General features: G+C 61.8%; 15 protein-coding genes and 2 pseudogenes. 11 read left to right on the top strand and 6 right to left on the bottom strand.

Features of this window, described 5'->3' with window-relative positions:
- Positions 1 to 2 precede the first annotated feature (2 nt).
- The 4 genes from EJ576_RS09905 to EJ576_RS09920 all read left to right on the top strand — a co-directional run bounded on the left by EJ576_RS09905 (position 3) and on the right by EJ576_RS09920 (position 8,980).
- On the top strand, positions 3 to 1,337 hold the full coding sequence (locus tag EJ576_RS09905) for a TolC family outer membrane protein (protein ID WP_122726964.1): 1,335 nt from the start codon (positions 3 to 5) through the stop codon (positions 1,335 to 1,337).
- Between the two features lie 30 nt (positions 1,338 to 1,367).
- Positions 1,368 to 4,325, top strand: a complete 2,958-nt coding sequence (locus EJ576_RS09910) for an autotransporter serine protease (protein ID WP_126570251.1) — start codon at positions 1,368 to 1,370, stop codon at positions 4,323 to 4,325.
- A 43-nt stretch (positions 4,326 to 4,368) separates the two neighbouring features.
- A complete protein-coding gene (locus tag EJ576_RS09915) occupies positions 4,369 to 7,479 on the top strand; it encodes an autotransporter serine protease (protein ID WP_126570252.1) in 3,111 nt (1,036 codons plus the stop codon).
- Positions 7,480 to 7,567: 88 nt separating this feature from the next.
- Positions 7,568 to 8,980: a lipase gene (locus tag EJ576_RS09920; RefSeq protein ID WP_126570253.1), complete on the top strand. Its 1,413-nt coding sequence runs from the start codon at positions 7,568 to 7,570 to the stop codon at positions 8,978 to 8,980.
- A 39-nt stretch (positions 8,981 to 9,019) separates the two neighbouring features.
- Here the strand turns inward: EJ576_RS09920 and EJ576_RS09925 are convergent, their stop codons facing one another.
- Positions 9,020 to 9,244, bottom strand: a complete 225-nt coding sequence (locus EJ576_RS09925) for a YgdI/YgdR family lipoprotein (RefSeq protein WP_122726972.1) — start codon at positions 9,242 to 9,244, stop codon at positions 9,020 to 9,022.
- 185 nt (positions 9,245 to 9,429) lie between these two features.
- Between EJ576_RS09925 and EJ576_RS09930 the strand changes: the two genes are divergently transcribed.
- The 3 genes from EJ576_RS09930 to EJ576_RS09940 all read left to right on the top strand — a co-directional run bounded on the left by EJ576_RS09930 (position 9,430) and on the right by EJ576_RS09940 (position 14,341).
- Positions 9,430 to 11,076 (top strand): VRR-NUC domain-containing protein, encoded by a 1,647-nt coding sequence (locus EJ576_RS09930; protein WP_126570254.1) that lies wholly within the window; start codon positions 9,430 to 9,432, stop codon positions 11,074 to 11,076.
- On the top strand, positions 11,073 to 13,328 hold the full coding sequence (locus EJ576_RS09935) for an ATP-dependent DNA helicase (protein ID WP_122685107.1): 2,256 nt from the start codon (positions 11,073 to 11,075) through the stop codon (positions 13,326 to 13,328). The genes EJ576_RS09930 and EJ576_RS09935 overlap by 4 nt, the downstream gene beginning before the upstream one ends.
- An 80-nt stretch (positions 13,329 to 13,408) precedes the next feature.
- Positions 13,409 to 14,341 carry an alpha/beta fold hydrolase gene (locus EJ576_RS09940; RefSeq protein WP_123477837.1) on the top strand — a complete coding sequence of 311 codons (933 nt, stop codon included), beginning with the start codon at positions 13,409 to 13,411 and terminating at the stop codon, positions 14,339 to 14,341.
- On the opposite strand, the gene EJ576_RS09945 is transcribed toward EJ576_RS09940, so the two are convergent.
- Positions 14,304 to 15,770, bottom strand: a complete 1,467-nt coding sequence (locus EJ576_RS09945; RefSeq protein WP_126570255.1) for a HAMP domain-containing sensor histidine kinase — start codon at positions 15,768 to 15,770, stop codon at positions 14,304 to 14,306. The genes EJ576_RS09940 and EJ576_RS09945 overlap by 38 nt on opposite strands.
- The gene (locus EJ576_RS09950; protein ID WP_122726983.1) at positions 15,767 to 16,477 is read right to left on the bottom strand and encodes a response regulator transcription factor; all 711 of its coding nucleotides are present in this window, start codon (positions 16,475 to 16,477) and stop codon (positions 15,767 to 15,769) included. The genes EJ576_RS09945 and EJ576_RS09950 overlap by 4 nt, the downstream gene beginning before the upstream one ends.
- A gap of 305 nt (positions 16,478 to 16,782) precedes the next feature.
- On the opposite strand from EJ576_RS09950, the pseudogene EJ576_RS09955 reads away from it, so the two are divergent.
- From EJ576_RS09955 to msrA, 3 genes and pseudogenes are all read left to right on the top strand, one after another.
- Positions 16,783 to 16,896, top strand: a pseudogene (locus tag EJ576_RS09955) (peptide-methionine (R)-S-oxide reductase); the annotation flags it as partial.
- Positions 16,897 to 16,928: 32 nt separating this feature from the next.
- Positions 16,929 to 17,510: pseudogene (locus EJ576_RS09960) on the top strand (cytochrome c biogenesis CcdA family protein); the annotation flags it as partial.
- A 63-nt stretch (positions 17,511 to 17,573) separates the two neighbouring features.
- Positions 17,574 to 18,269: a peptide-methionine (S)-S-oxide reductase MsrA gene (msrA, locus tag EJ576_RS09965; RefSeq protein WP_068933198.1), complete on the top strand. Its 696-nt coding sequence runs from the start codon at positions 17,574 to 17,576 to the stop codon at positions 18,267 to 18,269.
- Here the strand turns inward: msrA and EJ576_RS09970 are convergent, their stop codons facing one another.
- The 3 genes from EJ576_RS09970 to EJ576_RS09980 all read right to left on the bottom strand — a co-directional run bounded on the left by EJ576_RS09970 (position 18,270) and on the right by EJ576_RS09980 (position 21,169).
- Positions 18,270 to 18,698 (bottom strand): nuclear transport factor 2 family protein, encoded by a 429-nt coding sequence (locus tag EJ576_RS09970; RefSeq protein ID WP_126570256.1) that lies wholly within the window; start codon positions 18,696 to 18,698, stop codon positions 18,270 to 18,272. It abuts the gene before it with no gap.
- Positions 18,699 to 18,806: 108 nt separating this feature from the next.
- Positions 18,807 to 19,757: an alpha-E domain-containing protein gene (locus EJ576_RS09975; RefSeq protein ID WP_016975680.1), complete on the bottom strand. Its 951-nt coding sequence runs from the start codon at positions 19,755 to 19,757 to the stop codon at positions 18,807 to 18,809.
- Between the two features lie 2 nt (positions 19,758 to 19,759).
- Positions 19,760 to 21,169: a circularly permuted type 2 ATP-grasp protein gene (locus EJ576_RS09980; RefSeq protein WP_126570257.1), complete on the bottom strand. Its 1,410-nt coding sequence runs from the start codon at positions 21,167 to 21,169 to the stop codon at positions 19,760 to 19,762.
- A gap of 441 nt (positions 21,170 to 21,610) precedes the next feature.
- Here EJ576_RS09980 and EJ576_RS09985 point away from each other — a divergent pair, with 441 nt between their 5' ends.
- Positions 21,611 to 22,156: a hypothetical protein gene (locus EJ576_RS09985; protein WP_028616118.1), complete on the top strand. Its 546-nt coding sequence runs from the start codon at positions 21,611 to 21,613 to the stop codon at positions 22,154 to 22,156.
- Positions 22,157 to 22,165: the final 9 nt, after the last annotated feature.

A 22,165-nucleotide genomic window follows, 5' to 3' on the forward strand; every position in this document is an offset into this window, starting at 1 on the left:
ACATGAAGCACGTGTTTATCGCCTTGCTGTTGACCAGCGCGAGTGCCCAGGCCGCCATGGGGCCGTTCGATGTGTACGAGCAGGCTTTGCGTAACGATCCGGTGTTCCTCGGTGCCATCAAGGAGCGCGACGCCGGCCTGGAAAACCGCGCCATCGGCCGCGCCGGGCTGTTGCCGAAGCTCTCCTACAACTACAACAAGGGCCGCAACAATTCCCAGGCCACCTTGCCGGATGGGCGCGGCGGCAATTATCACGACGACCGCAACTACAACAGTTACGGCTCCACCTTCAGCTTGCAACAGCCGCTGTTCGACTACGAGGCCTACGCCAACTACCGCAAAGGCGTGGCCCAGGCGCTGTTTGCCGATGAAAGCTTTCGCGACAAGAGCCAGGCACTGCTGGTGCGGGTGCTGACCTATTACACCCAGGCGCTGTTCGCCCAGGACCAGATCGACATCGCCCGCGCGAAGAAGAAGGCGTTCGAGCAGCAGTTCCAGCAGAACCAGCATTTGTTCCAGCAAGGCGAGGGCACACGCACGGATATTCTGGAAGCCGAATCCCGTTACGAATTGGCCACCGCCGAAGAGATCCAGGCCTTGGATGAACAGGACGCGTCCCTGCGGGAGCTGGGCGCATTGATTGGCGTGCAGAGCGTCAACATCAATGACCTGGCGCCACTGAACCAGGGCTTTGCCGCCTTCACCCTGACCCCGGCCAACTATGACACCTGGCACGAACTGGCGATCAGCAACAACCCCACGCTGGCCTCGCAGCGCCAGGCCCTGGAAGTGGCGCGTTATGAAGTGGAGCGCAACCGCGCCGGACATTTGCCCAAGGTCACGGCCTATGCCAGCTCGCGTCAGCAGGAGTCTGACAGCGGCAACACCTACAACCAGCGCTATGACACCAACACCATCGGCGTCGAAGTCAGCGTGCCGCTGTATGCCGGTGGCGGCATCTCGGCCTCCACCCGCCAGGCCAGCCGTGCCATGGAGCAGGCCGAGTACGAACTGGAAGGCAAGACCCGCGAAACCCTGATCGAGCTGCGCCGGCAGTTCAGTGCCTGTTTGTCGGGGGTGAGCAAGTTGCGTGCGTATCAGAAGGCGCTGGTGTCGGCCGAGGCGTTGGTGGTGTCGACCCAGCAAAGCATCCTCGGTGGCGAGCGGGTCAACCTCGATGCACTCAACGCCGAGCAGCAGCTCTACAGCACCCGCCGCGACCTGGCGCAAGCGCGCTACGACTACCTGATGGCCTGGACCAAGTTGCATTACTACGCCGGCAACCTGCGGGACACCGACCTGGCGAAGGTCGATGAGGCGTTCGGCCCCCTGAAGTAAGCCTCCATAACAACAATAAGGATGGTTTCGATGATCACCGATTCACCCCGTTTCAAACCGTTTACCGCCGGTTCCTTGCTGCTGTTGTCCGTTGCGGCGCAGGCGGCCTATACCGAGACCGGTCAACCGGGTAACGCCGCCAGTTGGCGCTCCACCGAGTTCCAGAGTGACTGGGGGCTTGGGCGCATGAAGGCCGATGAAGCCTACGCCGCCGGCATCACCGGCAGCGGGGTAAAGATCGGTGCGCTGGACTCAGGCTTCGATCCCAATCACCCGGAAGCCTCCAAAGACCGCTATCACGCGGTCACCGCCAGCGGCAGTTACGTGGACGGCGTTCCCTTCAGCACCACGGGTGCGCTTAACCCCAACAACGACTCTCACGGCACCCATGTCACCGGCACCATGGGCGCCGCCCGCGATGGCGTGGGCATGCACGGCGTGGCGTACAACGCGCAACTCTACGTGGGCAATACCAACGCCAACGACAGCTTCCTGTTTGGTCCGACGCCTGATCCCAAATACTTCAAGGCGGTGTACAGCGCCCTGGTGGATTCCGGTGTGCGGGCGATCAACAACAGCTGGGGCAGCCAGCCCAAGGACGTCAGTTACCGGACCCTCGGCGACCTGCACGCGGCCTACGCCCAGCACTACAACCAGGGCACCTGGCTGGATGCGGCGGCGGACGTGGCCAAGGCCGGTGTGATCAATGTCTTCAGCGCCGGCAACAGTGGTTACGCGAATGCCAGCGTGCGCTCGGCGTTGCCGTATTTCCAGCCGGAATTGGAAGGGCACTGGCTGGCGGTGTCGGGGCTGGACAAGGCCAACAACCAGAAATACAACCAATGCGGCATTGCCAAATACTGGTGCATTTCCACCCCCGGTGCGTTGATCAACAGCACCATTCCCGACGGCGGCTACGGCGTGAAGTCCGGCACCTCGATGTCGGCGCCCCATGCTACCGGCGCGTTGGCACTGGTGATGGAACGCTACCCCTATATGACCAACGAGCAGGCGTTGCAGGTGTTGTTGACCACCGCCACGCAGCTCGATGGTTCCATCACCCAGGCGCCCACCACCAGCGTAGGCTGGGGCGTACCGGACCTGGGGCGGGCGATGCACGGCCCGGGGCAGTTACTCGGACCGATGAACGTCAGCCTCGCGGCCGGGCAGGACGATGTCTGGAGTAACGGCATCTCCGACCAGGCCTTGCTGCAGCGCCAGGCCGAAGACACTGCCGAGCACGGCGCCTGGCAGCAGACCCTGATCGACAAGGGCTGGCAAAACGGCGTGGGCGCCGGCGCCAGCCAGCAGGACCAAACGGACTACGCCATTGGCACGGCGCGCGATCAGGCGGCCGCGACGCGGATCTATGAAGGCAGCCTGATCAAGTCCGGCGCGGGTACGCTGGTACTCAGCGGCGCGAGCACCTATCGCGGGGCGACCACTGTCAACGGCGGGCTGCTGGCGGTGAACGGGTCGCTGACGTCTGCGGTGACCGTCAACAGCAGCGGCACCCTGGGCGGCTCCGGTCGGATTGCCGCGCTGTCGGTCAACCAAGGCGGCCGTGTGGCACCCGGCAACTCCGTAGGCACCTTGCAGGTGGCGGGCGACGTGAACCTGGGGGCAGGTTCGATGTATGCGGTGGAACTTACACCTACCAGCAGCGACCGTATCGTCGCCGGCGGCAAGGCGATCCTGGGCGGCGGCAACGTCACCCTGGCGTTGGAAAACAGCCCGACCCTGCTCAGCGGCGCACAGGCACAAAGCCTGATCGGTCGCCAGTACAGCATCCTCCAGGCGGCTGGCGGCATCCAGGGTCAGTTTGGCCAGGTGTTGCCCGACTATCTATTCCTTGGCGGCACCCTCGCTTATGCCACCGACGGCGTGCAGTTGGACGTGGTCCGCAATGACGCCACCTTCGCCAGCGTCGCGGCGACGCGCAACCAACTCAACGTAGCCGCGGCCGCCGAGCAATTGGGCGCGGGCAACCCGGTGTACGAAAGCCTGCTGCAGTCAGACTCCATTGCGGTCGCGCAACAAGGCTTGCAGCAGTTGTCCGGTGAAATCTACCCGGCGATCGGCGCCATGCTCATCAACGACAGCCTGCAACTGCGCGACGCGGTGGGCGAGCGTTTGCGCCAGGTGCCGGTCGCCGCTGAAAGCAACCTGTGGCTCAAGGCACTCGGCGCCTGGGGCAAGACCGACAGCCGCAGTGAGACGGCGGGTTCCACCACATCCCTCGGTGGTCTGTTGGGCGGCGTCGATGGCGCGCTGGACGAGCAAACGCGTGTGGGCCTGGTCGCCGGTTACAGCGACAGCTCATTGAACATGGGCAGCGGCACGCATTCCTCGGCGTCCATCGACAGTTATCACTTCGGTGCGTACGCCGGGCGCGAGCTGGGCGATTGGCGCGTCAGTGCCGGTGGCGCCTACAGCTGGCATCGCGGTGACGTGAAGCGCGACCTGCAATACGGCGCTGTCAGTGGCAAACAAAAAACCAAGCTGGAGGCGCGCACGGCGCAACTGTTCACCGAGGCGGCTTACCGGATCAACCTGCAACCGTTGGCACTGGAGCCCTTCGCCAACCTGGCCTATATGCACCTGGACAGTGATGGGTTCCATGAAAAAGGCGATGCCGCGGCCCTGGAACGTGGCAGCGATCAGCGGGACGCCGTGCTCAGCACGCTTGGCGTGCGTGCCCTGAAAACCGTTGCCCTCAATGACCACCAGCAGTTGCAGCTCTCCGGTTCGCTGGGGTGGCAGCACAGCCTCACCGCCGTTGAATCCGAAGAGCACTTGGCGTTTGTCGCAGGCGGGCCGTCATTTGCCGTGCGCAGTTCGCCGTTGCTGCGCGATGCCGCGCTGGTCGGCGTGCAGGCCAGCCTGGCGCTGAGCCCGGCCACACGGGTCAACCTTGATTACAGCGGCCAATGGGGTGGCCGGGAGAAAACCCAGGGGGTGGGGCTGAGCCTCAACTGGCAGTTCTGAAGCGATTTACACATGTGCAATAAGAAAACTAAGGAAGGTCACCGTGAAAACACGCAAGTCAGGGTTAACTACCGCCATCCAGACCGCCTTGGGCTACCCGCTCAAGGCCAGCCGCAGCGCGCCATACGGTGCGTTGCTGTGTTGCCTGGCAAGCCTGGGAACCGCCCAGGCCGCACCCTATGTGGAAACCGGCAAACTGGGCGATGCCGCCAGTTGGCGCAGCAATGAGTTCAAGGCCGACTGGGGCCTGGGCGCCGTGCATGCCGATACCGCGTACGCCGCCGGCTACACCGGCAAGGGCGTCAAGCTGGGGATCTTCGATCAGCCGGTGTACGCCCAGCATCCGGAGTTCGCTAGCCCTGGCAAGGTGGTGACGATTGTCACCGAGGGCATCCGTCAGTACACCGACCCGTACATCCCGGTGAAGGCCGGCGATGCGTTTCGTTACGACGGCACGCCGTCGCTCGGTTCGAACGGCAAGCTGGGCAACCATGGCACCCATGTCGGCGGGATTGCAGCGGGTAACCGCGATGGCGGACCGATGCACGGCGTGGCCTTCGATGCGCAAATCATCAGCGCCGAGAACGGTGACCCGGGCCCGGAAGACAGCATCATCCTCGGCAACGATGGCGCGGTGTACAAGGCCGGCTGGGACGCATTGGTCGCCAGCGGCGCGCGGATCATCAACAACAGCTGGGGCATCGGCATTGGTGAGCAGTATGCGAAGGGCGGGCGCGACCCAGCGTTTCCAAATTTCACGGTCAACGAAGCACAGGCACAATTCAACAACATCCGGCCGATCCTCGGAACCATTGCCGGTGGCGCCTACCAGGGCGCGATCGATGCGGCCCGCAGCGGCGTGCTGACGATCTTCGCCGCTGGCAACGACTACAACCGCAACAATCCGGATGCGATTTCTGGGCTGGCGTACTTTGTGCCAGAGATTGCGCCCAACTGGCTCTCCGTCGCGGCGTTGCAGCAGAACCCGGACACCACGAGCGCCGATCCGTATGTGATCAGTACGTTCTCCTCACGTTGCGGCTATGCGGCGAGTTTTTGCGTGTCGGCGCCCGGCACCAAGATCTACAGTTCCGTCATCAATGGCACCAGCCTGGACAACCTCACCACCGACTATGCCAACTTCAACGGCACGTCCATGGCCGCGCCCCACGTGGCAGGCAGTGCGGCCGTGCTGATGCAGCGCTTCCCGTACATGAGCGGCGACCAGATCTCGACACTGCTCAAGACCACCGCTACGGACCTCGGCGCGCCGGGCATCGACTCGCTGTACGGCTGGGGCATGATCAACCTGGGCAAGGCGATCAATGGCCCGGGAATGTTTGTCACGGCCGAAGACATTCCGGCCGAGTTCCGCATCGACGGCGCTTATGGCAGCGGACAGTTTGTCGCGGATTTACCGGGCGTGGGCGCGGTGGTCGATGCCGGCAAGCCGACTCAGCGAATCTGCAACGATGTGCATTGCGGGCTGGACTTGTGGAGCAATGACATCTCCGGGCACGGCGGCCTGACCAAACAGGGCATCGGCACGCTGGTACTCACCGGCACCAACACCTACAGCGGCCCGACCTTGGTCAATCAGGGCCTGCTGGCCATCAATGGCTCGCTCACGTCGAACGTTACCGTCAGCCAGAGCGGGGTAGTCGGGGGTTCCGGCCGCATCGGTTCGTTGCTGGCGAAAAACGGCGGCACCGTGGCACCGGGCAATTCCATCGGCACTTTGAACGTCGCAGGGGATGTGACGTTTGAGGCCGGGTCGACCTATGCCGTGGAGCTGTCGCCCACTAGCAGCGACCGCATTGTGGCGGGAGGCACAGCGACCTTGAACGGCGGCACGGTGACCCTCGCGCTGGAAAACAGCCCGACGCCGCTCAGTGGCGCACAGGCGCAAAGCCTGATCGGGCGCCAGTACAACATCCTGCAAGCCGCGGGTGGCATTACCGGCAGCTTTGGTGCGGTGCTGCCCAACTACCTGTTCCTCGGCGGCAACCTGAACTACGCGGCCAACGGCGTGCTACTGGACGTGGCACGTAACGCCAACAGTTTTGCCAGCGTGGGCGCCACCGACAACCAGCGCGCCGTGGCCGCTGCCGCCGAGCAATTGGGCGCCGGCAACGCGGTGTATGAAAGCCTGCTGTTGGCGCCGAATGCGGCGTCGGCACAAGGTGCTTTCCAACAACTGTCGGGAGAAATCTACCCGGCCCTGGAAACCGCTTTGGTGAATGACAGCCGCTATGTGCGCGAAGCCGTGGGCGAACGCCTGCGCAATGGCGAGATGGGTGCATCCAGCGAGACGCTCGACAGTCGTGGCAACGTGTGGGTCAAGGCCTTGGGCGCTTGGGGCAAGACCGACAGCCGCAGCGATACAGCCGGCTACACCACGTCCATCGGCGGCATGCTCGCCGGGGTGGACGGTGCTCTGGACGAGTCCACGCGCATCGGCCTGGTCGCGGGTTACAGCGACGCGTCACTGAACATGGGCAGCGGCACGCATTCCCGTGCTTCGGTCGACAGTTACCACTTCGGCGCCTATGCCGGGCATGAGATCGGCGCCTGGCGCCTGAGCGGTGGCGCCACTTACAGCTGGCACCGCGCAGACGTGAAACGCGACCTGCAATACGGCAATGTCTCCGGCAAACAGAAAGCCAAGGTTGATGCACGCAGCACCCAGGTATTCACCGAAGCGGCCTACCGCATCAACCTGCAACCGTTGGCCCTGGAACCGTTCGCCAACCTGGCCTACGTGCACCTGGACAGCGATGGCTTTACCGAAAAAGGCGACGCTGCGGCGCTGAAAAGTCGCGACGACACCCGCGACCAGGTGTCGAGCACGCTGGGTCTGCGTGCCTTGAAAACCTTCAATGTGAATGACCACCAGCAGTTGGAGGTATCCGGCACTCTGGGCTGGCAGCACACCCTCAGCAGCACCGACGCCGAGCAACACCTGGCATTTGCCTCGGGCGGCCCGTCGTTTACGGTGGAAAGTGCGCCGATGGTGCGTGACGCGGCGTTGGTTGGCGCACGGGTCAGCCTCGCGTTGAGCAAGGATGCGCGGGTCAACTTTGACTACAACGGCCTGCTGGCCAGCAAAGAAAAAGTCCATGGCGTGGGCTTGAGCCTGGATTGGGCGTTCTGATGGTTTAGCGACCTTTGCGGGTGTCGGCGCCACCGGTGCCCGCAGGTTTGGCTTTCTCTACAACTCCAACAAAAGAGAGGCACTACCAATGGGTATCTTTGACTATAAAAACCTCGGCACCGAGGGCTCCAAAGCGTTGTTCGCCGATGCCATGGCGATCACGTTGTATTCCTACCACAACCTGGATAACGGCTTTGCCGTGGGTTACCAGCACAACGGCCTGGGGTTGGGCTTGCCGGCGACCCTGGTCGGCGCGTTGCTGGGCAGCACGGACTCCCAGGGCGTGATCCCGGGCATTCCCTGGAACCCGGATTCGGAAAAAGCCGCGCTGGACGCGGTACAAAAGGCCGGTTGGACGCCGATCAGTGCGAGCACCTTGGGTTACGGTGGCAAAGTCGATGCGCGAGGCACCTTCTTTGGCGAAAAGGCGGGTTACACCACGGCCCAGGTCGAGGTGCTGGGCAAGTACGATGACGCCGGCAAGTTGCTGGAAATCGGCATTGGTTTTCGCGGCACCTCGGGGCCTCGGGAAACGTTGATCAGCGATTCCATCGGTGACCTGGTCAGCGACCTGCTGGCGGCGCTCGGCCCCAAGGACTACGCGAAAAATTACACCGGGGAAGCCTTCGGCGTTTTGCTCAAAAATGTGGCCGACTACGCCAGTGCCCATGGCTTGAGCGGCAAGGATGTGGTGGTCAGCGGCCACAGCCTGGGCGGGCTGGCGGTCAATAGCATGGCCGATCTCAGCAACAACAAGTGGTCGGGGTTCTACACGGACGCCAATTATGTGGCCTATGCCTCGCCGACCCAGAGCGCCGGCGACAAGGTGCTGAACATTGGCTACGAGAATGATCCGGTGTTCCGTGCGCTGGAGGGTTCGTCCTTCAACCTGTCGTCCCTGGGCGTGCACGACAAACCCCATGAGTCGACCACCGACAATATCGTCAGTTTCAACGACCACTACGCCTCGACGCTGTGGAATGTGCTGCCGTTTTCCATTGTCAATCTGCCGACCTGGGTTTCGCACCTGCCCACCGGTTACGGCGATGGCATGACGCGGGTGCTTGAGTCAGGCTTCTACGAGCAGATGACCCGCGATTCCACCGTGATCGTCGCCAACCTGTCCGACCCGGCGCGGGCCAACACCTGGGTGCAGGATCTCAACCGCAATGCCGAGCCGCACAAGGGCAACACCTTCATCATCGGCAGCGACGGCAATGACCTGATCCAGGGCGGCAAGGGCGCGGATTTTATCGAGGGCGGCAAGGGCAATGACACGATTCGCGATCACAGCGGGCACAACACCTTTCTGTTCAGCGGGCATTTTGGCCAGGACCGGGTGATTGGCTATCAATCGACGGATAAGCTGGTGTTCAAGGATGTGCAGGGGAGTGTGGACTACCGTGAGCACGGTGGGGATACGGTGATCAGTGTTGGCGGGGATTCGGTGACGCTGGTGGGCGTGAGTGGCTGGTCGGGGGAGGGGATGGTTATCGCGTGAGGGAGGCGTGTGGGGGCCTGGCCCCCACACCATTATTCATTAGTTTTCCTTGCGCACGGTGGCCACGTCAGCCGCCTTGACCCGTACACGCTTGCCGGCAATATCGGTGAATTCGTAGAAGCCATCGGCAGTCTTGGTTTTTGGGGTGTCCTTGGTCAAATACTGTGTGCCATTTTGCAGCGTCACTACGGTTTGCGTCGCGCAACCGGCCAATACCAGAAAAGTGAGTGCAACCAGTGGCAGACCCAAATTCTTCATGTTCATAACCCTTACCTTAACCTTGAAAAGTCCCATGCCAGAGGCGCGGGCGACAAATGTTACGCCATCGACTTCACCATCTGATCACTTTTATGCAAAAAGTTGCAGGCGCCATTTATCTATTAGCGATTGCAACCTCGCCTTGGCGACGGCACTCTGTATGCATAACCAGTATTTGATCGCTGTACACCATGGCCAATACCCTCGAAGATCCGCTCTATTACCTGCATAACTTCCGCCAGGTCCTGCATTGGCTGGGGCAACGCTATGCCGATCTGCTCGATGCAGACGAACAGCATTTCATTCAGCAATTTGACAGGTTGCCGCAGGCGTCCCAGGCGCTTTTGGTGCGCATGGTGATGCGCAAGGGTGTGCATTTTCGGGCGAGCAAACTCAATTACGTGGAGATCGGCTGCACGCACACCGCTGCCGCGCCATTGCTTGCATTGGGCTGGGTCGACAATAAATCCCTGCTGGCCTTTGAAGCGCTGTTCGGCTTGCTGCAAAAAGGCGAGATATTCGGCGCGTTCAAGCCCTGGATCGACCAGCCCAAGGGCAGGAAGTCCGATTGGCTGGAAGGGCTGGCGGCACAATTCACCGACAGCCGCAGTTTTGCCGGTTGGTGCCCGGACCTTACCGACACGCTCTTCAGCCTTACCGTGATGGAATTGTGTGATCGCCTGCGCCTGATGTTCTTCGGCAACCTGCATCAGGATTGGTCGGAATTCGTGCTGGCTGACCTGGGCATCTACACCTACGAAAAAGTCGAGTTCTGCGCAGAGTCCCGTGGCCTGCGCAGCCGGGATGATGTGCATGGCTTTCTGTTCCTGCACCAGTGCCAGCAGGCCTTTGAAACCGGTGAAGCGCTGGAGGCGGTGCTGGCCCGGGTCGCAACCCTGAGTACCGACAACCCCTGGCTGGAAAAACGCCGGGCCAAGTTGTTGTTCCAGGTCGGTCAATATTGCGAGCGCATTGCCGAATTGGCGTTGGCGGAACAGATTTACCGCAGCTGTGCCTATCCCGGTGCCCGCTCACGATTGATCCGGGTATTGGAACGTCAAGAGGACTACGGCCAAGCCATGGCCCTGGCGAACGCCGCCCAACAGGCGCCGGAAAGCGCCGCCGAGCAGCAGCACTTATTGCGTGTCGTGCCACGCCTGCGCCGCAAACTGGGTGAACCGGCCTTGCCGAAAGTGAAGCCACGCCCGGTCGTGCGCCTGGACCTCTCCCTTGCGCTACCCGAGCCGCTGATGTCGGTGGAGTATTGCGTGCAGGCTCACCTCAGCGAGCCCGATGGGCCGGTGCACTACGTTGAAAACGGGCTGATCAATTCCCTGTTCGGGCTGCTGTGCTGGGACGTGATCTTTACACCGCTGCCGGGTTCATTTTTCCACCCGTTCCAACGCGGTCCCGCAGACCTGCACAGCGAAGACTTCCATCAGCGCCGTGCACCGCTGTTCGCTGCGTGTTTCGAGCAATTGCAGGACGAACGCTACAAAACCACCATTCGCCAGCGTTACAGCGACAAGTGGGGGATCCAGTCACCTTTCGTGTTCTGGAACCTGCTCAGCGAAGACCTTTTGGAGCAGGCCCTGGCCTGCCTGCCCGCCGAACACCTGCGCTATTGGTTTGAACGGCTGCTACTGGACATCCGTGCCAACCGCGCCGGTATGCCCGACCTGATCCAGTTCTGGCCGGCGCAAAAAACCTACCGCATGATCGAGGTCAAGGGCCCCGGAGATCGCCTGCAGGACAACCAACTGCGTTGGCTGGAATTCTGTGGCGAATACCAGATGCCGGTGACCGTCTGCTATGTGCGCTGGGCAGAATCCGCTTGAGCTACAGCGTTGCCGTGCGGGCGCTGTGCGAGTTCACGGCCAAGGTCGGTGACCTCGACCTGCGCTTCACACCGTCGCCCAGCGCCCAGGAAGGCATTGCCGGCCACCGCACCGTCGCCTCAAGGCGCAGCGCGCACTACCAGAATGAAGTCGCGCTTGAAGGCGAGTACCAGCAGCTCAAGGTGCGAGGCAGGGCGGACGGCTATGACCCGGACGCCAACCGCCTGGAAGAGGTGAAGACCTATCGCGGCGACCTCGACGCCCAGCCCGCCAACCACCGGCAACTGCACTGGGCCCAGGTCAAAGTGTATGGCTGGCTGATGTGCCAGAAGCTCAACCTGTCAGAGATCAACCTGGCGCTGGTGTACTTCGATATCGTCGGTGAAGGCGAGACGGTGCTCGACCAACGCTTTCAAGCCACCGAACTGGAAACCTTCTTCAACCAGCAATGCGCGCTGTTTCTCGGCTGGGCCGAGCAGGAAATGGCGCACCGCGAAGCGCGCAACAGCGCCGCGCAAACCCTGGCGTTTCCCCATGCCGGTTTCCGTCCTGGCCAGCGCTCGCTTGCCGAGTCGGTGTACAAGGCGGTCAGCACCGGCCGTTGTCTGATGGCCCAGGCGCCGACCGGCATCGGCAAAACCATCGGTACGATCTTCCCGTTGCTCAAGGCCTTGGCGCCCCAGCAACTGGACAAACTGTTCTTTCTCACCGCCAAGACCCCCGGCCGTAAGCTCGCCCTGGATGCTGCCCAAGTGCTGCATGCCAGCAGCCCTGGCCTGCCTTTGCGTGTGCTGGAGTTGGTGGCGCGGGACAAAGCCTGCGAGCACCTGGAAAAAGCCTGTCACGGCGATTCCTGCCCGTTGGCCAGGGGCTTCTACGACCGTCTGCCCGCCGCACGCATCGCGGCTTCCAAGGTGCGCCTGCTGGACCAGCGCACTCTGCGCAATGTGGCCCTGGCCCATGACGTTTGCCCGTATTACCTGAGCCAGGAAATGGCGCGTTGGGCCGACCTGGTGGTCGCTGACTACAATTACTTCTTCGATTTCGGCGCCATGCTGTTCGGCCTGGCCCAGCTCAACCAGTGGCGCGCGGCGGTGCTGGTGGACGAGGCGCACAACCTGGTCGATCGGGCCCGCTCGATGTACAGCGCCAGCCTTGACCAGTACCACCTCAAGACCCTGCGCGATACAGCCCCCGAACCCTTGAAGAAACCCTTGCAGCGCCTCAACCGTGAGTGGAACGCGCTGCACAAGGACCAACTTGCGCCGTACCAGGCCTACACCGCTCGCCCCGAGAAACTGTTGCAGGCCTTGAGCCTGTGCGCCAGCACCATGGGCGAGTACTTCAACGATCACCCCGAGTCTCTCAGCGGCGACCTGCAAAGCTTCTATTTCGAGGTGCTGCAATTCGGCAAGGTCGCCGAATTGTTCAACGAACACTTCATTTTCGATATCAGTAAGCGGCAGTTCACCGGCAAACGCAGCAGCTCGACCCTATGCCTGCGTAATGTGGTGCCTGCCGAGTTCATCCGTCCACGGCTGACGGCCGCCCGCAGCAGCGTGCTGTTTTCCGCGACCCTGAGCCCACGGCATTACTACGCGGACTTGCTGGGTCTGCCCGCTGATACGGCGTGGATCGATGTGGAGTCGCCGTTCAAGGCTGAGCAATTGCAGGTACGCATCGTCGATGCAATCTCCACGCGCTTCGTGCATCGCGAGGCCTCGCTGGAGCCTATCGTCGAGCTGATCGCCCGCCAGTACACCCAGCAGCCTGGCAATTACCTGGCGTTCTTCAGCAGTTTCGATTATCTGCAACAAGTGGCGCAGTTGCTGGCCGAGAAACATCCGGCCATTACACTGTGGCAACAGTCACGCGGCATGGCTGAGGCCGAGCGCCAGGCCTTTCTCGACCAGTTCACCGAACACAGCCAGGGCATCGGGTTTGCCGTGCTCGGCGGTGCATTCGGTGAGGGCATCGACTTGCCGGGCACCCGCTTGATCGGTGCATTCATTGCCACCCTTGGCTTGCCCCAGTTGAACCCGATCAATGAGCAGATGAAAGTGCGCATGGGCGCGATCTTCGGTGCGGGCTACGACTACACCTACCTGTACCCTGGCATCCAGAAAGTCGTGCAGGCGGCGGGTCGAGTGATCCGCAGCCAGCAGGACCAGGGTGTGGTGATGCTGATCGATGACCGATTTGGCGAGGCTCGGGTACGTCAATTGTTGCCGCGCTGGTGGGCGGTGGCTTGAGTCATTCCTGTCGTCAATGATGCTGGCGGCTTGAGCAGCCATGGTCCACGCTGGGAAAAACCTTCAAAAAGGCCATGCCCATGCGCCAGCTCCTCATCAGCGTCAACGGTATTGAGTTAAGTGTTCATAGTGCGGGCCCCGAACAGGGTGCGCCGATCTGGCTGCTTCACGGTTTCCCGGAATGCTGGCACTCGTGGCGCGAGCAAATTCCCGCGCTTGTGGCGGCGGGTTATCAGGTGTTTGCCCCGCAAATGCGCGGTTACGGGCGCAGCAGTTCACCGGCTGAAATTGCCGACTATGACCTGTTGACGCTGTGTGGCGATATCCAGCAGGCCATGAACCACTTCGGCCATACGCAGGTGGTGATGGTCGGCCATGACTGGGGCGCCGTGGTGGCTTGGCATCTTGCCTTGCTTGAGCCTGAGCGCGTCACACGCCTGATCACGATGTCCGTGCCGTTCGCTGGGCGCGCCCGTCGACCGGTGATCGAAATCATGCGCGAGCTGTACGCTGACCGCTTCAACTACATCCTGTATTTCCAGGTGCCGGGCGTTGCCGAGCAGGAGTTGGATGCGGATATCGAGCGCACATTGCGCCTGTTCATGCAGGATCAGGACGTGTTTCTGCAACAGAAGCCGGCGACCGCGACCTTGCTCGAAGGTGTTTCAGCGCCCGGAGCATTGCCGCAGTGGTGTTCCCAGGCGGATCTGGACGTTTATGTGAACACCTTCGCCGAGCACGGTTTTCGTGGCCCACTGAACTGGTATCGCAACTTCGAACGCAACTGGCAACGCACCGAGTTCCTCGCTGGGCAGAAAGTGCTGCAACCCACACTGTTCCTGATCGGCGACCGCGACCCGGTCGGGGTCTTCGAAGCCCACACAATCAAACGCATGCCGGATTCAGTGCCGCAGCTTGAGCAGCATGTGTTGGCGAACTGTGGTCACTGGATCCAGAACGAACAAGCCCAACAGGTCAACGCCCTGATGCTCGGCTTTCTAAGGAAAAGGTAAAGGTTGCTCCTCGACCCGGTTGATCCACCAGGCGAATGCTGCGCCCATGCAATTGCAGGATGCGGTGCACGATGCGCAGGCCCAGGCCGCCGTCACGACGGGCGCCGCCGATGGTAAAGGCGCGCAGGAACAAGCCTTCGCGCAGCTCGGCGTCGATGCCTGGGCCGCTGTCGCTGACCGTGACGGCGACGGCCTGGGTTTCAGGCGCGAGCGTCACCTCGATTTCGCCGTTCACCGGTGTATGGCGCAGGGCGTTATCCAGCAGGTTGGTCAGTACGCGTTCAATCAGGCCCAAGTCCGCCAGCACCGTTGGCACCTGCGGCGGCAACGTCGCGGTGAGGGTGATGCCGCGTGCTTCGGCGGTCAGTTCGAATTTTTGAAAGATGTCCTGCACCAAGTCCGGTAATGAAAACCCTTCGATCACCGGCTGGACAAAGCCATGTTCCAGGCGCACCAGCTCCAGCAATGACTGGGCCAGACCGCCAACCTTGCGGCTCTGGTCCAGGGCAATGCCGAGGTAACGGCGGCGTTCTTCGGGGCTGAGGCTGGCATCCTTGAGCGACAGGGTTTCCAGATAGCCATGTAGCGAGGCCAATGGCGTGCGCAGGTCGTGGGAGATATTGGCGACCATTTCGCGGCGTTCCTGGTCCTGATGGGTGATGGCGCGCCACTGTTCGCCCAGACGGTTTTCCATTTGCACGAAGGCGTGATCGAGCACGGCAATTTCATCGCCGCTGGTGAGTTCCCGCACAGCGGGTTCAGCCGCTTTGGGTGCACCATTGATGTCGAATTGGCCGACTTTATCGGTCAACTGGCGCAGCGGTCGGGTGATCCAGGCGAACGCAATCAGCCCGGCCAACAAGCAGAGCAGGGCGACCAGGCCAATGGACCACAGCGCGATCTTCAATGCCATGCCGGTGGCATCCTTGGCGTCATACACGTCATGAGCCTCACCGAGCAGCACTACATAGAGGAAGCCGGTCTGCTGGCCGCCAGCCATGAGTGGTGCTGCGCTGAACACCTTACGGCCATCGAGGCTGCGCGGGTCATCACCGAGGATCGGCAGCATGAATCCGGCCAGGAAGCGCCGCACGGGTGCGAGGTCGACTCGATCGCGCAGCAGATGACCACTGGGCGCGGCGTTACCGACCACACGGCCATCGATGTCGAGCAGGTAAACCTCGACACTCGGGTTGACCAGCATCAACTGGCTGAACAGGTTACGCACCGCGTCGGGCTTGAGGCCATCGGCATCCATCAACTGCGTGTCGCGGGCAATGTGCGCCGCCAGGTCGCGGGACAGGCCTTGCACCACCTCCAGTTCATGCATGCGGTTGGAGCGCACCTGCAACCAGGCCGAGGTGCCGCTGCAAATCAGCAGCAATACAGCGAACACCACCGACAGGCGTTGGGTCAGGGTCAGCTTCATGGTGGGCTCTCGGCAAACTTGTAGCCACGGCCCCACACCGTAAGGATGCGCGCCGGGTTGGCCGGGTCGGTTTCGACCTTGGCGCGCAGCCGGTTGATGTGGGTGTTCACCGTGTGTTCATAACCTTCGTGGCTGTAGCCCCACACCGCATTGAGCAGGTCCATGCGTGAGAACACCTTGCCCGGCTGACGGGCGAAGAAGTACAGCAGGTCGAATTCCCGTGGCGTGAGGTCCAGGCGCTGGCCTTGCAGGGTAGCGTCACGGGTCAGCGGGTTGATGAACAATTGGCCGAGATCAAGGCTGCCGGCGTCCATTTTCAGGTTGCGCGCCATGGCGTCAACCCGGCGTAACAGCGCCTTTATGCGAGCAACCAGTTCCGGCATGGAAAAGGGTTTGGCGAGGTAGTCATCTGCGCCCAACTCCAGGCCGAGGATGCGGTGCAATTCGCTGGAGCGCGCGCTGGTGATGATGATGGGGGTGTAGCGCGTCATGGCGCGGGCGCGGCGACAGATCTCCAGGCCGTCGACGCCGGGCAGCATCAAGTCGAGGATCAGCGCATCCCAACCGCCTTGTTCCAACAGGCGCAGACCTTCGGTGCCGTCGGCGCTGTGGACGACGTGGAACTGTTCGTCACGCAGGTGCAGGCAGATCAGGTCGGCGATATGGGCATCGTCCTCGACCACCAGGACACGTTTTGGCTGATCCATGTAAGAGAAACCTTCGCTTGTAGTCCGCGCATTGTGCGGGTTTCGCAACAGTGTAGTTATCACGAATTGTTTAACTCTGCGTGAGGATTCCGCGACCGGCCAGGGCTTAGGATGAGGTCAGTGATTTGGCGAAGCGCATGGTGTGGTGAGCGAGCTTGCTCGCGCTGGGCTGCGCAGCGGCCCTTAAAAAAAGCGCGAGCGCTGCGCACTCCTGCGCGGGGCAAGCCCGCTCACCACAGGTTCATCGCTAGTCATCAGGCCAATGTGTTTAGGAGAACTCTATGTACTCACGCCGACAATTACTCCTGTACACCAGTCGCTGTGGCGGTCACCCAGGGCACGTGTTCGATGACGGCCCGCCACCCACCGGCCTGCGCTACTGCATGAACGGCGCCGCCATGACGTTCACGGCGGCTTAAGCCTATGTCTTTCTCTTACAAGATTCCCAGCCATGTGGCTCCTGGTTCTCGCGTACCTGGGCGGCGTGCTGACAATCGTCAGCCCGTGCATCCTGCCTGTTCTGCCTTTTGTCTTCGCTCGCACCGGGCAGCCGTTTTTGCGCAGTGGCTTGCCGCTGTTAGCGGGGATGGCGGTGACATTCGCCCTGGTGGCAACGCTCGCGGCGGTGGGCGGCGGCTGGGTGGTGCAAGTCAATCAATACGGTCGCTGGCTCGCGTTGCTGTGCGTTGCGCTGTTCGGCTTAACGCTATTGTTGCCGCAGCTGTCGGAACGTCTGACGCGTCCATTGGTGGCCGCCGGCAGTCGTTTGTCGCAAGCCGCCGGGGCCGATGCCAGGCCGGGTCCGGGCGCATCGTTGCTGATCGGCGTCGCCACCGGGTTGCTGTGGGCACCGTGCGCCGGGCCGATCCTGGGGCTAGTGCTTACCGGCGCCGCGTTGCAGGGCGCCAGCATCGGCACTACCTTGCTCTTGCTGGCTTACGCCGCCGGGGCTGCCACCTCCCTCGGCGCAGGTGAATGGCTGCGCCGGGGCCTGGGCGCGTTGATGCTGGCCGGGGGCGCAATCCTCACCATCGAATTCCTCGACCCCAACGTGTCGGCGTATGCCTTCACCTTTGGTTAACCCGGAGTGCCTGCCATGAATGTATTCAAATACCTGCCCGCACTGGCCTTCGCCGCCTTCGTCGGCCAAAGCTCTGCCTTCTCCTTCGGCGCCTCCGACGATGCCGTTGTCATCGCGCCACCGGCCCTTGACCTGCCTGCAACCTCAGGCAACCTGCAAACCGCCGTGTTCGCCGGCGGCTGCTTCTGGGGCGTGCAGGGAGTATTCCAGCACGTGCAAGGGGTGAAAAATGCCGTCTCCGGCTACGACGGTGGGGCGGCGAGTACCGCGCAATATGAAGCCGTCAGTGAAGGCGATACCGGCCACGCCGAGTCCGTGTCCGTCACCTACGACCCGAGTAAAGTCAGCTACGGCAAACTGCTGCAGATCTACTTCTCGGTCGCCCACAACCCCACCGAACTCAACCGCCAGGGGCCGGACACCGGCACCCAATACCGATCTGCAATCTTCGCGCAGAACGCCGAGCAGCAAAACGTCGCCCAGGCCTACATCGCTCAACTGGATGAGGCCAACGCTTTCGGCAAACCCATCGTCACGAAAATCGAGATGGGCAAGGTGTTCTACCCGGCGGAGTCCTACCATCAGGACTTTCTCACCGAAAACCCGTCTTACCCCTACATCGTGATCAACGACCTGCCGAAAGTGGCGCAACTGAAAAAGCTGTTTCCGGCGCAATACAGCGCCGAGCCGGTGCTGGTGAAAAACCAGTAATCAGCGTTTGGCCTTGGCCAGGTAAGGCGCCAGGCGTCGGCCCATTTCCTCACCCAGGGCTTGCAGCCCGCTCAACGGCCGGATCATCACTTCAAACTCGATGATCTGCCCGTGTTCGTTGAAGCGGATCAGGTCGATGCCCTTGAGCTGCTTGTCGCCCACGCGCGCGCTGAATTCGAGCACCACACTCAGGCCATCGCCGGTGGCGAGTTCACGGTGATAGGTGAAGTCTTCGAAGACGTTGATCACCGTATTGAGGATCATCGACACCACCGGCGCGCCAGGGTAGGGCGTATGAGCCATAGGCGAGCGGAAGACGGCGTCGGGCGCCAACAGTTCGGGCAGGGCCTTGAGGTCACGATTGGCTAACATCGCGTGCCAGCATTGCAGGGTGTGTGCAGCCGCAGGGTTGAGCGTGAGTTCGGACATGTTCTGTACCTGTTCTTATGGTGGGAAGGCATTTCACCTGCCCAACATAAGAGCGGTATCCAAATAGGGTCAATCACCCTAACTTACAGATAAGTGACCTAAACGTACTTAGACCATCTCCAGGTACGAGCTGTGAATCGCCCGCGCCAACTCGCGCACGGTGTCGATAAAGTCCGTTAGACGGGCGTGCAATCCCTCCTCAAGAATCTCATCGATCCCGGTGTACCTCAGCCGCGCCTCGAACTCCGCCGCCAGGCGCTGCGCCGTACGCCCATAACTGCCGGGCAGGTCCGCCAGGATATGGCTCAGTTCTTCGATGCAGGCATGCAACGAACGCGGCACATCACTGCGCAACAGCAGCAACTCGGACACGGAGCGGGCATTCAGCGCGTTCGGGTACAACTCGGTATACGCCTCGAATGAGGACAACGCGCGGAGCAGGGCGCTCCACTGGTAATAACCGCGTGCCGACAAGTCGCTGACTTCTTCCGACTCCTCGCCAAACATTTCGTAGCGCGCATCCAGCAAGCGCAAGGTGTTGTCGGCGCGCTCGACAAAGGTACCCAGGCGGATAAACCGATAGGCGTCATTGCGCATGATCGTCCCCGACGTCGCTCCCCGGAACAGGTGCGAGCGCTGCTTGACCCAATCACAGAAGTGGCTGATGCCATGCCGCGCCAGGCCGCCGGCGGCGATGCTGCGCATTTCGAGCCACGTGGCGTTGAGGTTTTCCCACATATCGGCGGTGATGCGCCCGCGTACCGCATGGGCATTGCCGCGAGCGGCACGCAGGCAGTTGTAGATGCTCGCGGGGTTCTCTTCGTCGAGGGCGAAAAAGTGCAGCATGCGCTCGGCGTCCAGCTGTTTATGACGTTCCAGGTAGCTGTCCAGGGTGCCGCTGCTGAGCAACGACATCGCCAGTTCATCCAACCCGTCACTGCGCCCGGCCTGGGGCATCAACGACAGGGAATAACTGACTTCGAGCATGCGCGCCAGGTTCTCGGCGCGTTCCAGATAACGGGACATCCAGTACAGATCTGCGGCGGTTCTACTCAACATACTCAGCCCTCCACCACCCAGGTGTCCTTGGTTCCGCCGCCTTGCGACGAGTTGACGATCAACGAGCCTTCCTTCAGCGCCACGCGGGTGAGGCCGCCGGGCACCAGGCGGGTTTCCTTGCCCGAGAGCACAAAGGGCCGCAGGTCGATATGCCGTGGGGCGATGCCGTTTTCGACAAAGGTGGGGCAGGTGGACAGGCTCAGGGTCGGCTGGGCGATGTAGGCGTGGGGCCTGGCCTTGATGCGTTGGCGGAAATCCTCGATCTCGGCCGCGCTGGAGGCCGGGCCGACCAGCATGCCGTAGCCGCCGGAGCCCTGGGTTTCCTTGACCACCAGTTCCGGCAGGTTGGCCAGTACGTGGGACAGTTCATCCGGCTTGCGGCACTGGAAAGTCGGTACGTTCTGTAACACCGGTTCTTCATCCAGGTAGAAACGGATCATTTCCGGCACATAGGGGTAGATCGATTTGTCGTCGGCCACGCCGGTGCCAATGGCGTTGGCCAGTACCACATTGCCGGCGCAATAGGCGGGGACCAGGCCTGGAACGCCGAGCATCGACTCAGGGTTGAAGGCCTTGGGGTCGAGGAAGGCGTCGTCGATACGCCGGTAGATCACATCCACCGGCTTGGGGCCGTCGGTGGTGCGCATGAACACCTTGAGGTCCTGCACGAACAGGTCCGCGCCCTCTACCAACTCAACGCCCATTTCACGGGCCAGGAACGCATGTTCAAAGAACGCGCTGTTGAAGCGGCCCGGCGTCAGCACCACCACGTTAGGGTTGTCCAGGCGGCTTGAGCTTTTCAGGGTCTTGAGCAGCAGGTTGGGGTAGTGGTCCACCGGCGCGATGCGTTGCTTGGCGAACACCTCGGGGAAGAGGCGCATCATCATCTTGCGGTCTTCGAGCATGTAGCTCACGCCGCTGGGGGTGCGCAGGTTGTCTTCAAGCACGTAGTAGGTGCCGTCACCGTCGCGCACCAGGTCCACGCCGGAAATGTGCGAATAGATGTCGCGGTGCAGGTCCAGGCCGACCATGGCTTTCTGGTAACCCTCGTTGCCCAGCACCTGGTCCGCTGGAATGATCCCGGCCTTGATGATGCGCTGGTCGTGGTAGATGTCGGCGAGGAACATGTTCAGCGCGTTGACGCGCTGGATACAGCCGCGTTCGATCACGCTCCATTCGCTGGCGGGGATGCTGCGCGGGATGATGTCGAAGGGGATCAGGCGCTCGGTGTCTTGCTCGTCGCCATACAAGGTGAAGGTGATCCCGGCGCGATGGAACAGTAAATCGGCTTCACGGCGACGCTGGGCCAGCAGTTCCGGCGGCGTGTTGGCCAGCCAGCGGGAAAAATCCTGGTAATGCGCACGGCATACGCCGTTTGCGTCATTCATTTCATCAAAGAAAGATCGAGCCATTCCAGTACCTTGTCAGTGCCGAGGGGAACAGGGGTGGCACTGCCGTTTCAAAAAACGCATTTTTTATGAGCCCGTGGCGGTGGGTGCCAATGGGCCTGGTCCTTACTTTCTTATAGGGTCGGCTCTGGGTCGGGGGGTAACCAATGCTCCTGTATCCGGGCAGATGAATGGATAAAGCAATGCTTGTGCCGGAAACCCCAAAACACCGGATTCCTGTGTGGTGAGCGGGCTTGTGTGGTGAGCGAGCTTGCTCGCGCTGGGCTGCGCAGCGGCCCCCATTACAGCGGGAGCGCTGCGCACTCCAGCGCGGGGCAAGCCCGCTCACTACAAAAGCCAGTCCGTCACAGTGCACTCCATGCTCCGACTTGGTGCATGAACGAACTTGAACTTCACCCGCCCCCGATTCTTCTAACGGGACACGAACCCGCATGGAGCACCGCCGTGCCCAGAATCATCTCACCGCAAACCCCGGAATCGAGCCTGCCCGATCACAGCGAGCACAACGCCAAGATCTTCGGCTCGCCCAAAGACCGCCTCGACTTTTACCGGCGCGAAATCCAGTATGAAACCACCATCCTTGCCAACCGTACCGACGCCTACCTCACCGCGCAGTCGTTCCTGGTGATCGCCTTTGTGTCGGGCATGGGCAACCTCAACCCCGAATGGGGCAAGTTGTTCACCGTGGTGGTGCCGATTTTCCTCGCCGTGTTGGGCATCCTCAGTTCCCTCAACGCATGGCCTGGGATCCGCGCGGCGTATGACATCATCGATCACTGGCACTTCAAGCAAAGCGAGCTGTTGCGCAGCGAGCCGGTGATGGGCATGGCGTACGACGAGTCGCCGCTGTTTTCCGAAATGGAGTCGTCGCACAAGGGTTATCGCAAGTCGTTGCTGTTTTCCATGCGCGCGCCCTGGTTATTCATGGTGTTCTGGGTGCTGCTCGCTGCGTACGCGTTTTACATCCAGGTCGACAACCCCGGGTCCTAAACCGATGGA

The organism is Pseudomonas sp. C 49-2, from assembly GCF_003970195.1.
In the GTDB taxonomy this organism is placed as follows: domain Bacteria; phylum Pseudomonadota; class Gammaproteobacteria; order Pseudomonadales; family Pseudomonadaceae; genus Aquipseudomonas; species Aquipseudomonas canadensis.